The organism is Streptomyces sp. NPDC048211, assembly GCF_043202315.1.
Taxonomy (GTDB): domain Bacteria; phylum Actinomycetota; class Actinomycetes; order Streptomycetales; family Streptomycetaceae; genus Streptomyces.
This window is the reverse complement of the sequence record NZ_JBIDAD010000006.1, coordinates 1-16352: the sequence shown is the minus strand read 5'-3', so window position 1 is coordinate 16352 and position 16352 is coordinate 1. Positions and strand designations below refer to the sequence as shown.

The following is a 16352-nucleotide window of genomic DNA, read 5'->3' as shown; positions in this document are numbered from 1 at the left end:
AGGAAGAAGATCGCGGGGTCCGGTCCGGGGCCACGGTAGGCGCGAGGCGCGGCCCGGCGACGGACCTCGCCCGGCGTGTGAAAAATGCCGGGGTTGTTGTCGGTGCCCGCTGCTAGCCTCCCCAGCCCGTGATCATCACGGGCTGCACAGGGGAGGGGACTCGAAAGCATGACAAGCGGGATAAGACGTGGGAGAGCCCGGTGGCTCGGAGTGCTGTCGGTCGGTGTGGCCGTCGTGCTGGCGGCGCCGAACGCGGCCGTGGCCGCGGACAATCTGCCGCCGCTCCAGCCGGTCGCCGCAGATCTCACGACCGGTGGCAAGGTGTGTGCCGCGGGGGACGACCGGCCGTACGTGAGAGCGGCCCCCCGGGTGACGGCCGTGCTGAACGACCCGGTGGAGGACGACCGCCCCGCGGAGGGCAACTTCGTCACCGCGGAGTTCGAGGCGTGGTGGACGGACGCGGACGGCGTCGAGCAGCGCCGGAGCTACCACTCCCTGGGAGGGGTGTCCTCCGGTTCCGCTGCGGAGTGGCAGCTCCCCTCGGGCCTGCCACCGTGGACGGTCATCTCGTGGCGGGTGCGGGCCGATGACGGCGATGCCGTCTCGCCGTGGAGTGCGGCTGATGCCAGTGGCTCCGGTTGTGAGTTCATGTATGACAACGTGAGCCCGGAGAAGCCCACCGTCACCTCGGCCGAGTATCCGGAGGAGGTGCACTGGTCGGATGGTGTCGGGGTTTACGGGACATTCCGTTTCGACTCGCCGTCCGATGATGTCGTCAGCTACACGTACAGCTTCGGGGGAGGTCCGCTCCGGACGGTGCAGGCAGACGGGCTGGGCGGCGGGGCGGAGATCCGCTACATGCCGACGTCGGCGGGGACGGGCTTTCTGCAGGTGCAGGCGGACGACCGCGCGGGCCGTCTCAGTCCGCCCACCACTTACTACTTCTTCGTGAACTCGGGCCGCTCCCCGGTCGCGCAGTGGGCGCTGTCCGATCCTGCGGGCTCCAAGTCCGCCGCACCCACCGCAGGGCCCGACGCCCGCGCCGGAGCGGGTGTCGCCTTCGGTGGCCCGGTGCCCCAGGGCACCCCGCTGACGTCCACGGCCACGCTCGACGGGACGGGGCACGGTTTCCTGTCGCCCGGCACGCAGGTCGTCGACACCGGAAAGACCTTCGCGGTCGGCGGGTGGGTACGGCCTGCGGCGCTGGACCACGACATGACGCTCGCCAGCCAGGACGCTGGTACGGCGCCCGGCTTCACGCTCGGAGCACGTACCGGTGACGGTGAGCCGGTCTGGTCGTTCGGCATCGGCGGTACGCGCGTCAGCGGTGGCCGTCCGGAGACCGGTGAGTGGGCGCACGTGCTCGGGCTGTACGACGCCGAGACGGGCCTGACGCGTCTGTACGTGAACGGCCAGGAGGCGGGCACCGCCACCGAGGCCGCACCCTCGACGGTCACCGGTGACTTCCAGATCGGCCGCGCACGCGGTAAGGCGGGTTACCGGGACCGCTGGCAGGGCGAGATCGGCGACGTCCGGACGTACGACCGGGTCGTCGTGCCCGCTGAGGCCGCGGATCTGGGCCGCCGCACCCCGCAGGAGCGGGGCCACTGGGCCTTGGAGACCGCACCCCAGGGTCTCAGCCCGGAGCTTCACGGTGGTCAGGCTCTGAAGTTCGCAGGGGGCGCCTCGGCCTACAACTACGCCGACCAGCCGTGCGACCCGGAGGCCGATCCGGACTGTGAACCCTCGCTGCTCCCCTATCCGCTCGTCGGCTTCGGGCACCTGGATCTTGACGGGACCAGCGGTTACGCGGCCACGGCCGGCCCGGTCGTCGACACCGGCGACAGCTTCACCGTCGCTGCGGTGGTCAACCTGGCGGACGAGGAGCCCGCACACCCCATGACCGTTCTCTCGCAGGGCGGGGAACACGGTGACGCGTTCAAGGTGAGGTACGTTCCGTCGACGCAGACGTTCGAGCTGGTGATGAGCCACGCGGACGCGCCGGACGCGGATGAGACGGTGGCCGTACACACCGGAGAACCGGACTGGGCAGGAGGGCGGGAATCCCACCTCGCGGTCGTGCATGACCGGGGCCTGGACCGGATCACCCTGTACGTGAACGGCTTGGCGACCGCCGACGCCGCCTTCCGTTCCGCATGGACGAGCACCGGCGGTCTTCAGGTGGGACGCGGCCGCACCGCCGACGGCTGGGGTGAGTACCTGCACGGATCGGTGGACGAGGTGCAGGCCTTCTCCGGGGCGCTGAGCGCGACCTCCATCAGCCAGCTCGGTTTCGGCGGCGAGCCCTGCCTCACCTGCTGATCACGCCCCCGTGTGGCCCAGCCCTCCCCGTGTGGGCTGGGCCACATCAGGGAGTGGCCGGATGATCGGCGGGCAGCAGCCCCGTACGAGCAGTTCGGGGCGACACGCCGATGATCACGTGGTGAGCGGGACATCTCAGCATGTGGTAGTAACGGGTCGTTTCCGGACTGCTCGTTAAACTGAGCCGACCGCGATAAATGGATTGAGCGAGGAGCGCACGTGGGCCTTGTCGTGCAGAAGTACGGAGGCTCCTCCGTAGCCGATGCCGAAGGCATCAAGCGGGTTGCCAAGCGAGTCGTCGATGCCAAGAAGAACGGCAACCAGGTGGTTGTCGTGGTGTCAGCGATGGGCGACACGACGGACGAGTTGATCGATCTCGCCGAGCAGGTATCTCCGATGCCGGCTGGGCGTGAGTTCGACATGCTGCTGACCGCCGGAGAGCGGATCTCCATGGCCCTGTTGGCGATGGCGATCAAAAACCTGGGCCACGAGGCCCAGTCGTTCACGGGCAGCCAGGCCGGTGTCATCACCGACTCGGTCCACAACAAAGCGCGCATCATCGATGTCACGCCGGGCCGCATCCGGACCTCGATCGACGAGGGCAACATCGCCATCGTCGCCGGGTTCCAGGGCGTCAGCCAGGAGGGCAAGAACATCACGACCCTCGGCCGCGGCGGGTCCGACACCACCGCGGTGGCGCTCGCGGCGGCGCTGGACGCCGAGGTCTGTGAGATCTACACCGACGTGGACGGTGTCTTCACCGCCGACCCTCGGGTCGTGAAGAAGGCCCGGAAGATCGACTGGATCTCCTTCGAGGACATGCTGGAACTGGCCGCGTCCGGTTCCAAGGTGCTGCTGCACCGCTGTGTGGAGTACGCACGCCGCTACAACATTCCGATCCACGTCCGTTCGTCCTTCTCGGGGCTGCGCGGAACCTGGGTCAGCAACGAGCCGCAAGGGGACCAGCAGGTGGAGCACGCCATCATCTCCGGAGTCGCCCACGACGTCTCCGAGGCCAAGGTCACGGTCGTCGGCGTGCCCGACAAGCCGGGCGAGGCCGCAGCGATCTTCCGCGCCATCGCGGACGCCGAGATCAACATGGACATGGTGGTGCAGAACGTCTCCGCCGCGTCGACCGGTCTGACCGACATCACCTTCACGCTCCCCAAGGCGGAGGGCCGCAAGGCCATCGACGCCCTGGAGCGCAGCCGGGCCGGCATCGGCTTCGAGTCGCTGCGCTACGACGACCAGATCGCCAAGATCTCCCTGGTCGGCGCGGGTATGAAGACCAACCCGGGCGTCACCGCCGGCTTCTTCGAGGCGCTGTCCGACGTCGGTGTGAACATCGAGCTGATCTCGACGTCCGAGATCCGCATCTCGGTGGTCACCCGCGCCGACGACGTCAACGAGGCCGTGCGCGCCGTGCACACCGCCTTCGGCCTCGACAGCGACTCCGACGAGGCAGTCGTGTACGGGGGCACCGGCCGATGACCGCACGCCGCCCTTCGCTCGCGGTCGTCGGCGCGACCGGGGTGATCGGCGGCGTCATGCTCCAGATCCTTTCGCAGCACGCGGATGTCTGGGGCGAGGTGAGACTCGTCGCCTCACCGCGTTCGGCCGGCCGCAAGCTGGTCGTGCGCGGTGAGGAGAGCGAGGTCCTCCCCCTCACCGAGGACGTCTTCGACGACGTCGACGTGGCGCTGTTCCTGGTGCCCGACGAGGTGTCCGCGCGCTGGGCGCCGCTCGCCGCGTCCAAGGGCGCCGTCGTCATCGACGACTCCGCCGCCTTCCGCAAGGAGGGCGACGTGCCGCTGGTCGTCCCCGAGATCAACTCCCATGCCGCCCGGATCAGACCGCGCGGCATCGTCGCGAGCCCGAACTGCACGACGCTGTCGCTGATCGTCGCTGTGGGGGCCCTGCACGCCGAGTTCGGGCTGCGGGAGCTCGTCGTCTCCTCCTACCAGGCGGTGAGCGGTGCCGGCCGCGACGGCGTCGCCGTACTGCGTGAGCAGCTGTCGATGGTGGCCGGTACCGAACTCGGTACGAAGCCGGGCGACGTGCGCCGGGTCGTGGGCGACACCGACGGCGGCCCGTTCGCCGCGCCCGTGGCCCTCAACGTCGTGCCGTGGGCCGGTACGGACGCGGGCGACGGCTGGTCGTCCGAGGAGCTGGCGATCCGCGACGAGTGCCGCAAGATCCTCGATCTGCCCGCTCTGAGGGTTTCGGCGACCTGTGTGTACGTACCCGTGATCGCCACGCACTCGATGTCCGTGCACGCCCGCTTCGAGAACGAGGTCGCGGTCGACCGGGCCCACGAGATCCTGGCCACCGCGCCGGGAGTGGTGCTCTACGACAGCCCCGGAGCAGGGGACTACCCCACCCCGTCCGATGTGGTGGGCACCGACCCGACCTGGGTCGGCCGGGTGCGTCGCTCGCTGGACGACCCCAGGGCGCTGGAACTCTTCGTCTGCGGCGACAACCTCCGTAAAGGGGCGGCGCTGAACGTGGCGCAGATCGCCGAAGCGGTCGCTGCCGAATTTCCCCGGTCCTGATCGAACCTGTTTTGTACGCTCTGTGAACGCCCTGTGAGCAACTCGCTGGTCTGAACCTCTTGAGCTGGGGTGTAGCGGTGGCCGACGATGACCTTTCGGCCCGTCGCAACCGCCGACCGGGTGGCATGCGTCTCAGCGGTCACTTCCTGCGCGGCGGAGCGCACATTCGGGGCATTTGGGGAAGATCGGGTACGTATGAAGGCATATCGCATGGACTCAAACGCGGTGCCGTATGCGTACAACCCTGACGGGGGGAAACGTGTCCAACTGGCGTGGCAGAGGTTCTCGATATCACAGTGGTGGGCCCCCTGCGCGGCGCTTCGGTGCGACCGCTCAGACGGCCCCGCGCGTCCGGCGGCATGCCGGTGATCGCGCCCATGCCCGCAGCGCGGCCTGCGGGACTGCCGTCGCAGCGCGAGGGCGCTGAGGAGAGCGTGGCAGCCGGAACCACCGTCGACCATCTCACCGAGACCTACCGCGCCCACTACCGTTCCCTGCTCGGCCTCGCCGCCCTGCTGCTGGACGACACGGCCTCGTGTGAGGACGTCGTGCAGGAGGCGTTCATCCGTGTTCACTCGGCGCGCAACCGGGTACGCGAGCCGGAGAAGACGCTCGCGTATCTGCGCCAGACCGTCGTCAACCTCTCCCGCTCCGCGCTGCGGCGCCGCATCCTCGGGCTGAAACTGCTCTCCAAGCCCATGCCGGACATGGCGAGCGCGGAGGAGGGGGCGTACGACCAGCTGGAGCGGGACGCGCTGATCAAAGCGATGCGGGGGCTGCAACGGCGCCAGCGGGAGGTGCTGGTGCTGCGCTACTTCGCAGACATGACCGAGGCGCAGGTCGCCGAGACGCTGGGGATATCTCTGGGTTCGGTGAAGGCGTACGGCTCCCGCGGTATCGCGGCGCTGCGTGTGGTGATGGAGGCGCAGGCATGAGCCGGCCCCACGACGACGACCGCGGTGACCGGAGCGGGAGCGGAAACCGGCGTCCGCCTGCTCGCGGACATCGACATGACCGGACTGGAAACGGAATTGTGAACCTCGGGCCGGAGAACACCCCGCACACGGATCGCGATGCGGAGGAGAGCGCGCACCCCGGCACGGGCGACGCCGACGCCTCCGGCCGTGCTGACTCCTCCGGCGGCGCCGGCTCGTCCGGTGGCGTTTCCGGGCTCTTCGACCGGGGGCACCTCGGCGGTGACCCGCTCGACGAGGCCGCACTGCGCCGGATGATGCACGGTGCCGTCAGCGACCTCGAACCGCGCGACGGCACCCTCGACCACCTGTTCCGCGCGGTGCCCGCCCGGCGCGCGCGCCGTCGGCAGGCGCTCGTCGGGGTGGCGGCTGCCGCGCTGCTCATCGGCACCGCCGTCCCCGCCTTCGTCCATGTCGCCAACTCGGAGGGCTCGACCACCGCCAGCCCCGCCATCGCCGGTCACGGTGAACAGGCGCAGGGCGGCAACGGCGAGGAACCCGGTGCGGTATCCGGCAACGGGGGCGGTACCGGCGGCGACGGACACCAGAGCGGTGCCCACGGCGTCCCGGACAGTACGGTCAGTCCGTCGGACAGCAGCGGCCAGGGCACGGACGAGAAGGTGACCGGCGGAGCCTCGGACGACCCGTCCGCCAGTGCGGAGGCCGCCACCATGCCGGCCTGCTCCCCCGATCAGCTCGGAGTCGCCTCCGCGAGCACCGGCACGGCCGGAGCCGACGGCACGGTGTACGGAACCTTCCGCATCGCCAACGTGTCGGGCACGGACTGCTCGGTGAGCAGCAGCGGCACCGTGGGCTTCGCCGCGACCGGGGCGGCCGACCCGGCCAGGATCGTGGTCGTCCGGCACACCCAGGGGGATGCGGCGTCCGGACTGCCCGATCCTGCGCAGGAGGAGGCGACGGTGCTCCTGAAGCCGGCCATGGCCTACGAGGTGCAGTTCGCCTGGGTGCCCCAGGACACCTGTCCGACCACGGGCGGCTCGCCGTCCCCGACACCCACGGACGGCGCGGCCGGCAGTACGGGGGTCGCCGCCGGGTCGACGACGGGCAGCGGGACCGCGGACAGCGAGTCGGGCACGGAGACGCAGTTCGGCAGCGAAGAGGGCGACGGCACGACACCGGGAGCCGTGTCGGTGCAGCACACCCCGGAACCGGGAGCGCCGGTGGCCGAGACGACGATCGCCAACGCCTGCGCGGGCACGATCTACCGCACGGGCGTGCTCGAATCCACGTCGTAGGGGGTACGGCTGTGCTGGAGCCTGCGGCGTAGTGGGGGCGGGAGTGGGCGTGCTGGAACCCGCGGCGTAGTGGGGCGGGCGAGGCGTGAGCGGGGCTCGGTGTGAGCTGGGCGGCCTCGTGCGGGTGGGGCTCGGCGTGAGCTGGGCGGACCCGTGCGAGCGGGGCTCGGCGTGAGCTGGGCGGACCCGTGCGAGCGGGGCGAGCAGGGCCCCGCCCGGAGCGGCGACGCGCCGACGGGCCGTCAGGCCGCCGCATAACCTCCGGACCGCGGGCGGTCAGCTCGCGGGGGCGCCCTCGGCCGTCTTCTCGGGCATGTCCTCGTCGGCGATCAGGCCGAGCTTCAGGTCCCGGGCCGCTTCGGCCTCACGTCGCAGCAGCCGGAACCACATGAAGACGACGAACGCGGCGAAGACGAACCACTCACCTGTGTAGCCGAGGTTCTGGAACGCCTTCAGGTCCAGCCCGCCACCCTCCGGGGCGGCGGCCGGTACGGGACGCAGCTCACCGTCTCCCTTGCCCGGGGCGTCGGTAAGGGCGGCGTCGGCGGTCCCGGACGCGTCGGTTCCGGACGCACCCGTGCGGGCGTCGGTCACCTGGAGCGTCACCCAGGCGTCGTAGACGTCGTACGGCACGAGGTTGACCAGGGACGCGGCGCTGATCATGCCGACCTGGCCCTCGGGCAGCCCGCCCTTCGCGTCGACTCCCTCGGTGCCCGCGTTCTCCGAGGCCTGGAGGTCGCCTGTCACGGTGACCCGGCCGGTCGGCGCGGCCGGCACCGGGGTCGTTCCGGCCTTCCCGGGCAGCCAGCCGCGTACCACCGGCAGGGCCTTGCCGCTGTCGGTGCGCAGCATGTCCAGCACGTAGAAGCCGCTGCGGTCGTCCAGCTGCCGGCCGGGCACCAGGAACTGATCGGCGTACCGGCCGCTCGCGGTGGCGGGGCGGCCGGAGGTCACCGTGTCGACGGGCAGCAGCTCGTCGAGCGGCTCGGCGGCCATCGTGCCCGGAGCGGGCTGCTTCTCGGCGGCCTCGTGCGTCTGCACGCGGTCCTCGAAGCGGCCGAGCTGCCAGGTGCCCATGAACACGCAGAACGGGATGGCCAGCACGACGAAGAGGTTGATCCCCCACCATCGCGGGGTCAGCAGGAACCGGTACACCCCTCCACGGTACGGTCCCCGCTCCGGCTCCCCGGAGCGGGGGCACCTCCTGCACTGCCTTTTATCCGGCCCCTACGTCTCCGTCTGCGCCACCTGCGCCACCGTCATGCCTCCTCGGCCGGGTCGCCCAGGTGGCGCCGGGCGAAGTCGAGTTCCAGGCGCACCTGCTTGATCCGCTCCTCCACGACGAGCGAGCCGTGACCCGCGTCGTACCGGTAGACCTCGTGCACGGCGCCGCGGTCCTTCAGCCGGTCGACGTAGTTCTCCACCTGGCGGATCGGGCAGCGCGGGTCGTTGACGCCCGCCGAGATGTACAGGGGAGCCCGCACGGCGTCGACGTAGGTGAGGGGCGACGAGGCCTCGAACCGCTCGGGCACCTCCTCCGGAGTCCCGCCCAGCAGGGTGCGGTCCATCGCCTTCAGGGCCTCCATCTCGTCGTGGTACGCCGTGACGTAGTCCGCGACCGGGACCGCGGCCAGGCCCACGGCCCAGTCGCCGGGCTGCGTGCCGAGGCCGAGCAGGGTCAGATAGCCGCCCCAGGAGCCCCCGGCCAGCACCAGCTTCGCCGGGTCCGCGAGGCCGGACTTCACCGCCCACTCCCGCACCGCCGCGATGTCCTCCAGCTCGATCAGGCCGACCCGGTGCTTGAGCGCGTCCGTCCACGCCCGCCCGTAGCCCGTCGAGCCGCGGTAGTTGACGCGCACGACCGCATAGCCGTGGTCCACCCAGGCGGCGGGCCCGGCCGCGAAGGCGTCGCTGTCGTGCCAGGTCGGTCCGCCGTGGATCTCGAAGACGGTCGGGAACGGGCCGTCGGCCACAGTGGCGGGGCGCTGGACGAGCGCATGGATGCGGCCCCCCGGCCCGTCCACCCACACGTCCTCGACCGGCACGGACACCGGGGCCTTCGCACCCGGGGGATCGAGCACCACCGCACCGCTCGTGGAGCGGACGACCGGCGGCTCGGCGGCTGACGACCACAGGTACTCCACCGTGCCGTCCGGCCGGGCGGTGGCACCCGAGACCGAACCGGCGGGCGTCTCCACCCGCACCAGGGCGCCGTCCGCGGCGACGGGTTCGTACCGCCACAGCTCGCTGCGGGCCTCGAAGCCGTGCTCGACGAGCAGCGCGGAGCCGTCGGGATACCACTCGGCGCCCACGTCGCCCGGCAGGTCGATGGCCAGGTCCGTCTCCGTGCCCGCCACCGGGTCCCAGATCATCGGCTCCCAGCGGCCGCGCCGCTGGTGCCCGACCAGCAGCCGGGTGTCCCCGGCGACCGGTGCGAAGCCGAGGACCGTGAGGCCGAGCTCCTTCGTGCCCCCGTCGGTGTCGTCCAGCTCCGCGACCGTGGTCCCGTCCGGGCGGACCACGCGCAGCGCGGAGTGCATCGCGTCGCCGTGCTCGGTGTGCTCCAGCGCGATCAGCGAGCCGTCGCGCGACAGGTCGCCGACCCCCGCAGACTCACGGTGGCGGTAGACCTCCACCGGCGCCGCTCCGGGCCGTACGACATGGACCGTCGTGCCGTCCTCGTCCGTCGAACGGCCGATCACGGCCGTCCCGTCGCGTCCGATCGCGAGTCCGGCCGGATAGGAGGGCCCGAGACCGGGAGCCGCCGGCTCGTCCTGTGCGCCTTCACCGCCGGCCCGGAACGGCTGGCGCATCCACACCCCGAACTCGTCCCCGTCGGTGTCGCTGAACCACCACACCGCCTCGCCGTCCGGAGTCAGCACCCCGTCCGTCGTCCCGTTCGGCCGGTCCGTCACCTGGCGCTGCTCGCCCGTCGACCGGTCCCACGCGTAGAGCTCGTACGTCCCCGTCGCGTTGGAGACGAACAGCGCGCGGTCCGGCGCGTGCTCCGCCCAATCGGGCAGCGACACCCGGGGGGCCCGGAAACGCTGCTCCCACGCAGGGATGGAATCGCTCGTCGAACCAGTGGTCTCAGTCATGCCCCCCATTCTGCGCCGGACGGACGACAATCCGTTCGCGTCGTCCGCAGCCTGTGGATAACCTCGCCGGCATGCCTGTTCCGATACCTGCCGACTGGCGCGAGGCCAACCGCGCGATGTGGGATGAGCGTGTGCCCATCCACGCCGAAAGCGACTTCTACGACCTCGACTCCTTCCGTGCGGGCAAGGAGGCCCTTCGGGACTTCGAGCTGGCGGAGGTCGGGGACGTGACCGGCCGGACGCTGCTGCACCTGCAGTGCCACATCGGTGTCGACACCCTCTCCTGGGCCCGGCACGGCGCCGCGCAGGTCGTCGGCCTCGACTTCTCGGAACCGGCGGTCGAGACCGCCCGCGCGCTGGCCCAGGAGCTGGGCCTGGGCCCGGACCGGGCGGCTTTCGTCGCCGCGGACGTCCACGACGCGGCCGAGGCGGTGCCGGATTCCTCGTACGACATCGTCTACACGGGCATCGGTGCGCTGAACTGGCTGCCTGACATCGACCGCTGGGCCGAGACGGCCGCCTCGCTCGTCGCACCCGGTGGATTCCTCTACCTGGCGGAGTTCCACCCGCTCACCGACTGCCTCGACGACGAGACCGGTTCGACGATCGTGCACGACTACTTCAGCCGCGACGCGTGGGTGGACGAGACGCCGGGCACGTACGCGGACTTCGACGCGCCGACCGTCCACAACCGCAGCGTCGAGTGGCAGCACCCGGTGGGCAGTGTGGTCTCCGCACTGGCCGCTGCTGGTCTGCGGATCGAGTTCCTGCATGAGCACGATGCCTCGCTCTTCGCCCGCTTCCCGGTGCTGGAACGCCGTTCGGACGGCTTCTACCGCTTCCCGGCGGAGCGGCCGCGGATTCCCCTGATGTACTCGATCAAGGCGACCCGTCCGGAGGATCCGGGCAGAAGCCGATAGCGCGGCGGAGCCGTCGGCGGGGGCCGTTCGCCCAGGTCGGGCCGATTGTCAGTGGCAGGGTCCAGACTCGAACCATGACGACGAGCGCTGATCCGACCGCTGACTCGACGGCCGACCTGACCGGTCACTCGACGGCCGACCCGGCCGTTGATCCGACCGCCGATCCGTGTGCCGCGGCCGAGCGTTACTGGACCGCGGCCGACCTCCGTGACTGGGACGCCTTCGCGGCGACCCTCGCCGACGAGGTGGTGTACGACCTTCCGCAGACCCGCGAGCGCATTCGCGGCAAGGAGCGGTATCTGGCGTTCAACCGGGAGTACCCGGGGGACTGGCGGGTGCGCGTCGAGCGGATCGTGGCCGACCGGGACGGGCGGCAGGTCGCCGTCCGCACGCTGTTCACGGACGGCGGGAAGGAGTCGCACGCCGTCCACTTCTTCACGTTCGACGTACAGGGGCTGATCAGCGAGGTCACCGACTTCTGGCCCGAACCGTACGAGCCCCCGGCAGGCCGGGAGCACCTCGTCGAGCGGTACTGACCCGAGAGGCGCTCGCGGCGCGACGCCTTAGGCCCTCGGCCGGGCGGTACCGGTATAGGCCCCCGGGTCCGCCGGCCACCGCGGGGCGCGGACATCCACGCACGCGCCGGATTCGGCCCACCCGGGCATGACGGAGGCGCGGCATCGCTCCGGAGCCGGGAACTCCGCGCGACGCCACGCCTTGCCTGGGTGCGGACCCTGAGGGCTGTCCCTAGGCGGCCGAGCGGAAGGCGGGCAGATAACCGCCCGACTGCCCTGCGGCCTTGGGGTGGTACGAGTTGTACACCGGGATCGAGACGCTGTGGAGCCATGCGTCACCGGAGCACAGCTCGTGCCCGGTGAACTCGTCGACGACGCTGGAGAACGTGAATCCGGCGTTCGCCGCCTGCTTGGCGATGACGCCGTTCAGCACGTCGGACGCGTTGTTGATCGCGGTGCGTTCCGCCTCCGTGAGACCGGCGATGCAATTGCCGCCGATCTTGTAGAAGCGCGGGTAGCCCAGCACCACGACATGTGCCTGCGGGGCCTTGGAGTGGATCGAGGCGTAGAGCGAACCCAGCCGGGACGGCAGCGTGCTGTTCATCTGTCCGACGGCCGTGTTCACGCTGGTGAGACAGGCGGCCTCGCCGGACAGCACGCAGTCCTGCATGACGTCGGCGAACCCGACGTCGTTGCCGCCCGCGGTGACACTGACCAGCGAGGTCGACGAGCTCAGCGAGCCGAGCTGGCCGCTCGCCACGGAGCTCGTGGTGGCGCCGGAACAGGCGACGAAGGCGAACGACGAAGGGGAGTTCGCCGCCGCCCAGAGGTAGGGATAGGCATTGGTGCTGCGGCGGCAGTCACCGCTGTCGGACAGGTAGCTCCCGGCTCCGACGCCGGACGAGTACGAGTCGCCCAGGGCGACGTACCCGCCGGCGGCGGCCGAGGCCGGCTGGGCCACGCCGAGAGCGGCCGCGGCGGCGAGGAGCAGAGTGGATGCGGACGCCCAGAATCTCCGTACTGACATAGCTGTCAGCCCTCCGAAGTGTGGGGGGTGGGTGGGGGGTTGATGAGGCGTCACCTGTTGTAGCAGCTTCCGGTACCGGTCGGTAATAGCCGTGCGGGAACGCGCCGGATATGCCCGAATGATCGTTCGGTACCCGTAGCTCCGCGCGTAGATAAACCTGTAACTCGCCCTGAAACAAAGGTTTTACGACGACCTGCTCATCACTTCACAGGTTGCGGTGCGAGGGCCGTGCCGGGCAGAAGAACGACGGGCCAACCCCGGGCAACGCCTCAGCGCACGCTGCTGCGCCCGACCACCACGCCCGCCCGGTCGATGCAGATGACGTCGACGGCGACCGGCGCTCCCCGCAGGACCGACAGCGCCTCGTCCCGCGCCGCCGACGCCACCAGATCCCCGAGCGGGACCCCGCGCGCCAGGCACGACCGGAGAGCCGCGAGCCCCGTGTTGGCCGCGGCCACCTCGGCGGCCAGGTCCTCGTCCGCCCCGCCCCGCCGGGCCAGCCCGGCCAGGAACGACGGATCGACCTGGGAACGCCCCGAGTGCAGGTCGAGATGGCCGGCGGCGAGCTTCGACAGCTTGGCGAACCCCCCGCAGACGGTGAGCCGTTCCACCGGATGGCGGCGTACGTACTTGAGCACCGCGCCCGCGAAGTCCCCCATGTCCAGCAGGGCGATCTCCGGCAGGCCGTACTCGGCCACGACGGTCTTCTCCGAGGTGGAACCGGTACAGCCCGCCACATGCGTCTGCCCGTCGGCCAGCGCCACGTCCACACCGCGGCGGATCGAATCGATCCACGCCGAGCAGGAGTACGGCACCACCACGCCGGTCGTGCCGAGGATGGACAGGCCGCCCAGGATGCCCAGACGCGCGTTCCAGGTGGAGCGCGCGATCTCCTCGCCGTCGTCCACGGAGAGCGTGATCTCCACGTCTCCCGCGCCCCCGTGCGCTGCCGCGACCCTACCGATGTGCTCACGCATCATCCGGCGCGGCACCGGGTTGACGGCGGGCTCACCGACGTCGAGCGGCAGGCCGGGCAGCGTGACCGTTCCCACGCCCGGCCCGGCCCTGAAGACGACACCCGAGCCGGCCGGCAGTACCCGCACGGTGGCCCTGACGAGCGCTCCATGGGTCACGTCGGGGTCGTCGCCCGCGTCCTTGACGATGCCGGCCGTGGCCCGCCCGTCACGCACCTCCTCCACCGCGAGAGCGAAGGCGGGAGTCTGGCCGCCGGGCAGGGTGATGGTCACCGGATCGGGGAAGTCGCCGGTCAGCAGGGCGGTGTACGCGGCCGTGGCGGCGGCGGTCGCGCAGGCGCCGGTGGTCCAGCCGGGGCGCAGACCGGTGTGCTTGAGTTGGGCGCCGCGGCCGCCCGTCGCCTCACCCATGGAGGGATCCGATGCACGTCCTCGTACTCGGCGGCACGACGGAAGCCCGTCGGCTGGCCGAGCTGCTGGCCGAGGAACTGCCCGCGGGCGCCCGGGTGACGAGTTCGCTGGCAGGCCGCGTGACCGGGCCGAGGCTGCCGCCCGGTGAGGTGCGCATCGGCGGTTTCGGCGGAGCCGAGGGCCTGGCCGCTTGGCTGCGTACGCACAGGGTGGATGCGCTCATCGACGCCACCCATCCTTTCGCCGGGACGATCAGTTTCCACGCGGCCGCCGGTGCCGCTGCCGCCCATGTTCCCCTGCTCGCTCTGCGCCGCCCCGGCTGGGTGCCCGGCGCGGGCGACGACTGGCACCCGGCCGCCTCCCTGGAGGAGGCCGCGGCGGCACTCCCCGCCCTGGGCCGGCGCGTGTTCCTCACGACGGGGCGCCTGGGCCTCGCGGCCTTCGCGGCACTGGACGGCCTGTGGTTCCTGGCGCGGTCCGTGGACGCACCCGTACCGCCGCACCCCGTGCGGATGGAGACGCTGCTGGACAGGGGGCCGTTCACCCTCGACGGGGAGCACGAGCTGATTCGCCGCCACCGCATCGACGTCCTCGTCACGAAGGACAGCGGCGGCGCGGCCACCGCCCCCAAGCTCGGCGCGGCCCGCGAGGCGCGGATCCCGGTGATCGTGGTGCGCCGGCCACCGGTCCCGGAGGGCACGGCGGTGGCCGGCACTCCGGAGGAGGCCGTCACCTGGCTGCGCGACCACCTCGGCCACGCATCCTGAACGGCCGGCGGATCACTCCTCCTCGCTGGCGATCGCGTTGACGGCCGAGGCCGCCATCGCGCTGCCGCCCCGCCGGCCCCGCACGATCAGGTGGTCGAGTCCCGACGGGTGCGCGGCCAGGGCCTCCTTGGACTCGGCGGCGCCCACGAACCCGACCGGCACACCGATGACGGCGGCGGGACGCGGCGCCCCCTCCTCGATCAGTTCGAGCAGCCGGAACAGCGCGGTGGGCGCGTTCCCGACGGCGACGACCGCACCGTCCAGCCGGTCGCGCCACAGCTCCAGGGCGGCGGCGCTGCGTGTCGTCCCGAGCTCCGCCGCGAGACCGGGCACCGCCGGGTCGGAGAGGGTGCACACCACCTCGTTGTCCGCGGGCAGCCGCCGCCGGGTGATACCGCTGGCCACCATGGCCACGTCGCACAGGATCGGCGCACCGCCCCGCAGCGCCGCACGGGCGCGGCCGACCACGTCCGGACTGAAGGCGAGATCGCGCACCAGGTCGACCATGCCGCAGGCGTGGATCATCCGGACCGCGACCTGGCTCACATCCGCCGGCAGGCCCGTGAGATCGGCCTCTGCCCGGATGGTGGCGAAGGACTGGCGATAGATGGCCGGTCCGTCCTTCTCGTACTGGTGCACAGTGCTGTCGCTCTCTTCGAGTGGCTGCCTTCTCGGCCCGTGCGGGCGCGGGGAACGGCCGTACGGGTCCGCCCGAGGCTACCCACCGCCCGATGGGCCCCCGCACGGCCGGCCCGATCACCCGATCGCGGACATTGAGCAGGGGCGGGCAGGCCGCGGGCATGGGCGAGCAGGGGCGATACAGTCGGCGTCGTGGCAAGCGCGCGCACTCTGCTGAGTAACCCCCTCCTTCGAGCCCACCGCCTCGGCTCGCACGTCGCGGCCGATGAGGGGCTGCGGACGCTGCCGCCCGGCGAGCAGGCCCGGTTCCGCGTGACCGGCCGCGGTTGCGCGGACGCGAAGAGGGCGCGAGCTGTGCACGTCTGCGCGGATACGGAGTGAACGGTCCGGCGCGTATCACCATCAAGGACGTCGCTGCCCGGGCCGGTGTGTCCAAGGGTGCGGTGTCGTTGGCGTTCAACAACAAGCCCGGTGTTTCGGATGCCACCCGGGAGCGGATCTTCGGGGTGGCGAAGGAGTTGGGCTGGGCGCCGAATCTGACCGCGCGCAGTCTGTCGAGTCAGCGGGTGGACATCATCGGTCTGGCTCTGTGCCGTCCGGCCCGGCTGCTGGGGCTGGAGCCGTTCTACATGGACTTCATCTCGGGTATCGAGAGTGTGCTGGCCGAGCGGTCGTACTCGTTGCTTCTGCGGCTGGTGCGGGATCTCGACGAGGAGAGCGAGCTGTACAGGTCCTGGTGGCGCAGTCAGACGATCGCGGGGGCGATTCTGGTCGACTTCCACGAGGACGATCCGAGGGTTGTGGCGCTGGAGTCGATCGGGCTGCCGGCGGTGGCGGTGGGGCATCCGTCGCTGACCGGGGGGTTTCCGGCGGTGTGGACCGATGATGCGACCGCTG

The 16352-nt window shown here is 71.3% G+C and carries 15 protein-coding genes; 10 read left to right on the top strand and 5 right to left on the bottom strand.

Translation table 11 applies throughout. The annotated features are described in order from the left end of the window. Positions 1-168 precede the first annotated feature (168 nt). From ACGFZA_RS22355 to ACGFZA_RS22335, 5 genes are all read left to right on the top strand, one after another. A complete protein-coding gene (locus ACGFZA_RS22355; protein WP_393681398.1) occupies positions 169-2322 on the top strand; it encodes a LamG domain-containing protein in 2154 nt (717 codons plus the stop codon). A gap of 219 nt (positions 2323-2541) precedes the next feature. After that, positions 2542-3813: an aspartate kinase gene (locus ACGFZA_RS22350; protein ID WP_148019924.1), complete on the top strand. Its 1272-nt coding sequence runs from the start codon at positions 2542-2544 to the stop codon at positions 3811-3813. Further along, positions 3810-4874 (top strand): aspartate-semialdehyde dehydrogenase, encoded by a 1065-nt coding sequence (locus ACGFZA_RS22345; RefSeq protein ID WP_393681396.1) that lies wholly within the window; start codon positions 3810-3812, stop codon positions 4872-4874. Before ACGFZA_RS22350 ends, ACGFZA_RS22345 begins: the two co-directional genes overlap by 4 nt. A gap of 359 nt (positions 4875-5233) precedes the next feature. Next, positions 5234-5809: a SigE family RNA polymerase sigma factor gene (locus tag ACGFZA_RS22340; protein WP_323178042.1), complete on the top strand. Its 576-nt coding sequence runs from the start codon at positions 5234-5236 to the stop codon at positions 5807-5809. Between the two features lie 98 nt (positions 5810-5907). Beyond that, positions 5908-7104: a hypothetical protein gene (locus tag ACGFZA_RS22335; RefSeq protein ID WP_393681394.1), complete on the top strand. Its 1197-nt coding sequence runs from the start codon at positions 5908-5910 to the stop codon at positions 7102-7104. A gap of 276 nt (positions 7105-7380) precedes the next feature. On the opposite strand, the gene ACGFZA_RS22330 is transcribed toward ACGFZA_RS22335, so the two are convergent. Next, positions 7381-8259 carry an SURF1 family protein gene (locus ACGFZA_RS22330; protein ID WP_385284564.1) on the bottom strand — a complete coding sequence of 293 codons (879 nt, stop codon included), beginning with the start codon at positions 8257-8259 and terminating at the stop codon, positions 7381-7383. A gap of 104 nt (positions 8260-8363) precedes the next feature. Then, complete coding sequence (locus ACGFZA_RS22325) at positions 8364-10202, bottom strand: S9 family peptidase (RefSeq protein ID WP_393681392.1); 1839 nt, start codon at positions 10200-10202, stop codon at positions 8364-8366. A gap of 71 nt (positions 10203-10273) precedes the next feature. Here ACGFZA_RS22325 and ACGFZA_RS22320 point away from each other — a divergent pair, with 71 nt between their 5' ends. Both ACGFZA_RS22320 and ACGFZA_RS22315 read left to right on the top strand, forming a co-directional pair. Next, positions 10274-11122 (top strand): class I SAM-dependent methyltransferase, encoded by an 849-nt coding sequence (locus tag ACGFZA_RS22320; protein ID WP_385284559.1) that lies wholly within the window; start codon positions 10274-10276, stop codon positions 11120-11122. Positions 11123-11196: 74 nt separating this feature from the next. Further along, positions 11197-11658 (top strand): nuclear transport factor 2 family protein, encoded by a 462-nt coding sequence (locus ACGFZA_RS22315; RefSeq protein WP_393681389.1) that lies wholly within the window; start codon positions 11197-11199, stop codon positions 11656-11658. A gap of 211 nt (positions 11659-11869) precedes the next feature. Here ACGFZA_RS22315 and ACGFZA_RS22310 read toward each other — a convergent pair whose 3' ends face one another. Beyond that, positions 11870-12664 (bottom strand): SGNH/GDSL hydrolase family protein, encoded by a 795-nt coding sequence (locus ACGFZA_RS22310; protein ID WP_385284554.1) that lies wholly within the window; start codon positions 12662-12664, stop codon positions 11870-11872. A 269-nt stretch (positions 12665-12933) separates the two neighbouring features. Continuing rightward, on the bottom strand, positions 12934-14049 hold the full coding sequence (locus ACGFZA_RS22305) for a cobalt-precorrin-5B (C(1))-methyltransferase (RefSeq protein ID WP_385284551.1): 1116 nt from the start codon (positions 14047-14049) through the stop codon (positions 12934-12936). Between the two features lie 11 nt (positions 14050-14060). Here ACGFZA_RS22305 and ACGFZA_RS22300 point away from each other — a divergent pair, with 11 nt between their 5' ends. Further along, positions 14061-14816, top strand: a complete 756-nt coding sequence (locus ACGFZA_RS22300) for a cobalt-precorrin-6A reductase (RefSeq protein WP_393681384.1) — start codon at positions 14061-14063, stop codon at positions 14814-14816. Positions 14817-14828: 12 nt separating this feature from the next. On the opposite strand, the gene ACGFZA_RS22295 is transcribed toward ACGFZA_RS22300, so the two are convergent. Continuing rightward, on the bottom strand, positions 14829-15455 hold the full coding sequence (locus ACGFZA_RS22295; RefSeq protein ID WP_385284547.1) for a precorrin-8X methylmutase: 627 nt from the start codon (positions 15453-15455) through the stop codon (positions 14829-14831). A gap of 192 nt (positions 15456-15647) precedes the next feature. Here ACGFZA_RS22295 and ACGFZA_RS22290 point away from each other — a divergent pair, with 192 nt between their 5' ends. Next, positions 15648-15836, top strand: a complete 189-nt coding sequence (locus ACGFZA_RS22290) for a hypothetical protein (RefSeq protein ID WP_393681381.1) — start codon at positions 15648-15650, stop codon at positions 15834-15836. Then, a partial coding sequence (locus ACGFZA_RS22285; protein ID WP_393681379.1) for a LacI family DNA-binding transcriptional regulator occupies positions 15833-16352 on the top strand: 520 nt, incomplete at its 3' end. The genes ACGFZA_RS22290 and ACGFZA_RS22285, both read left to right, overlap by 4 nt.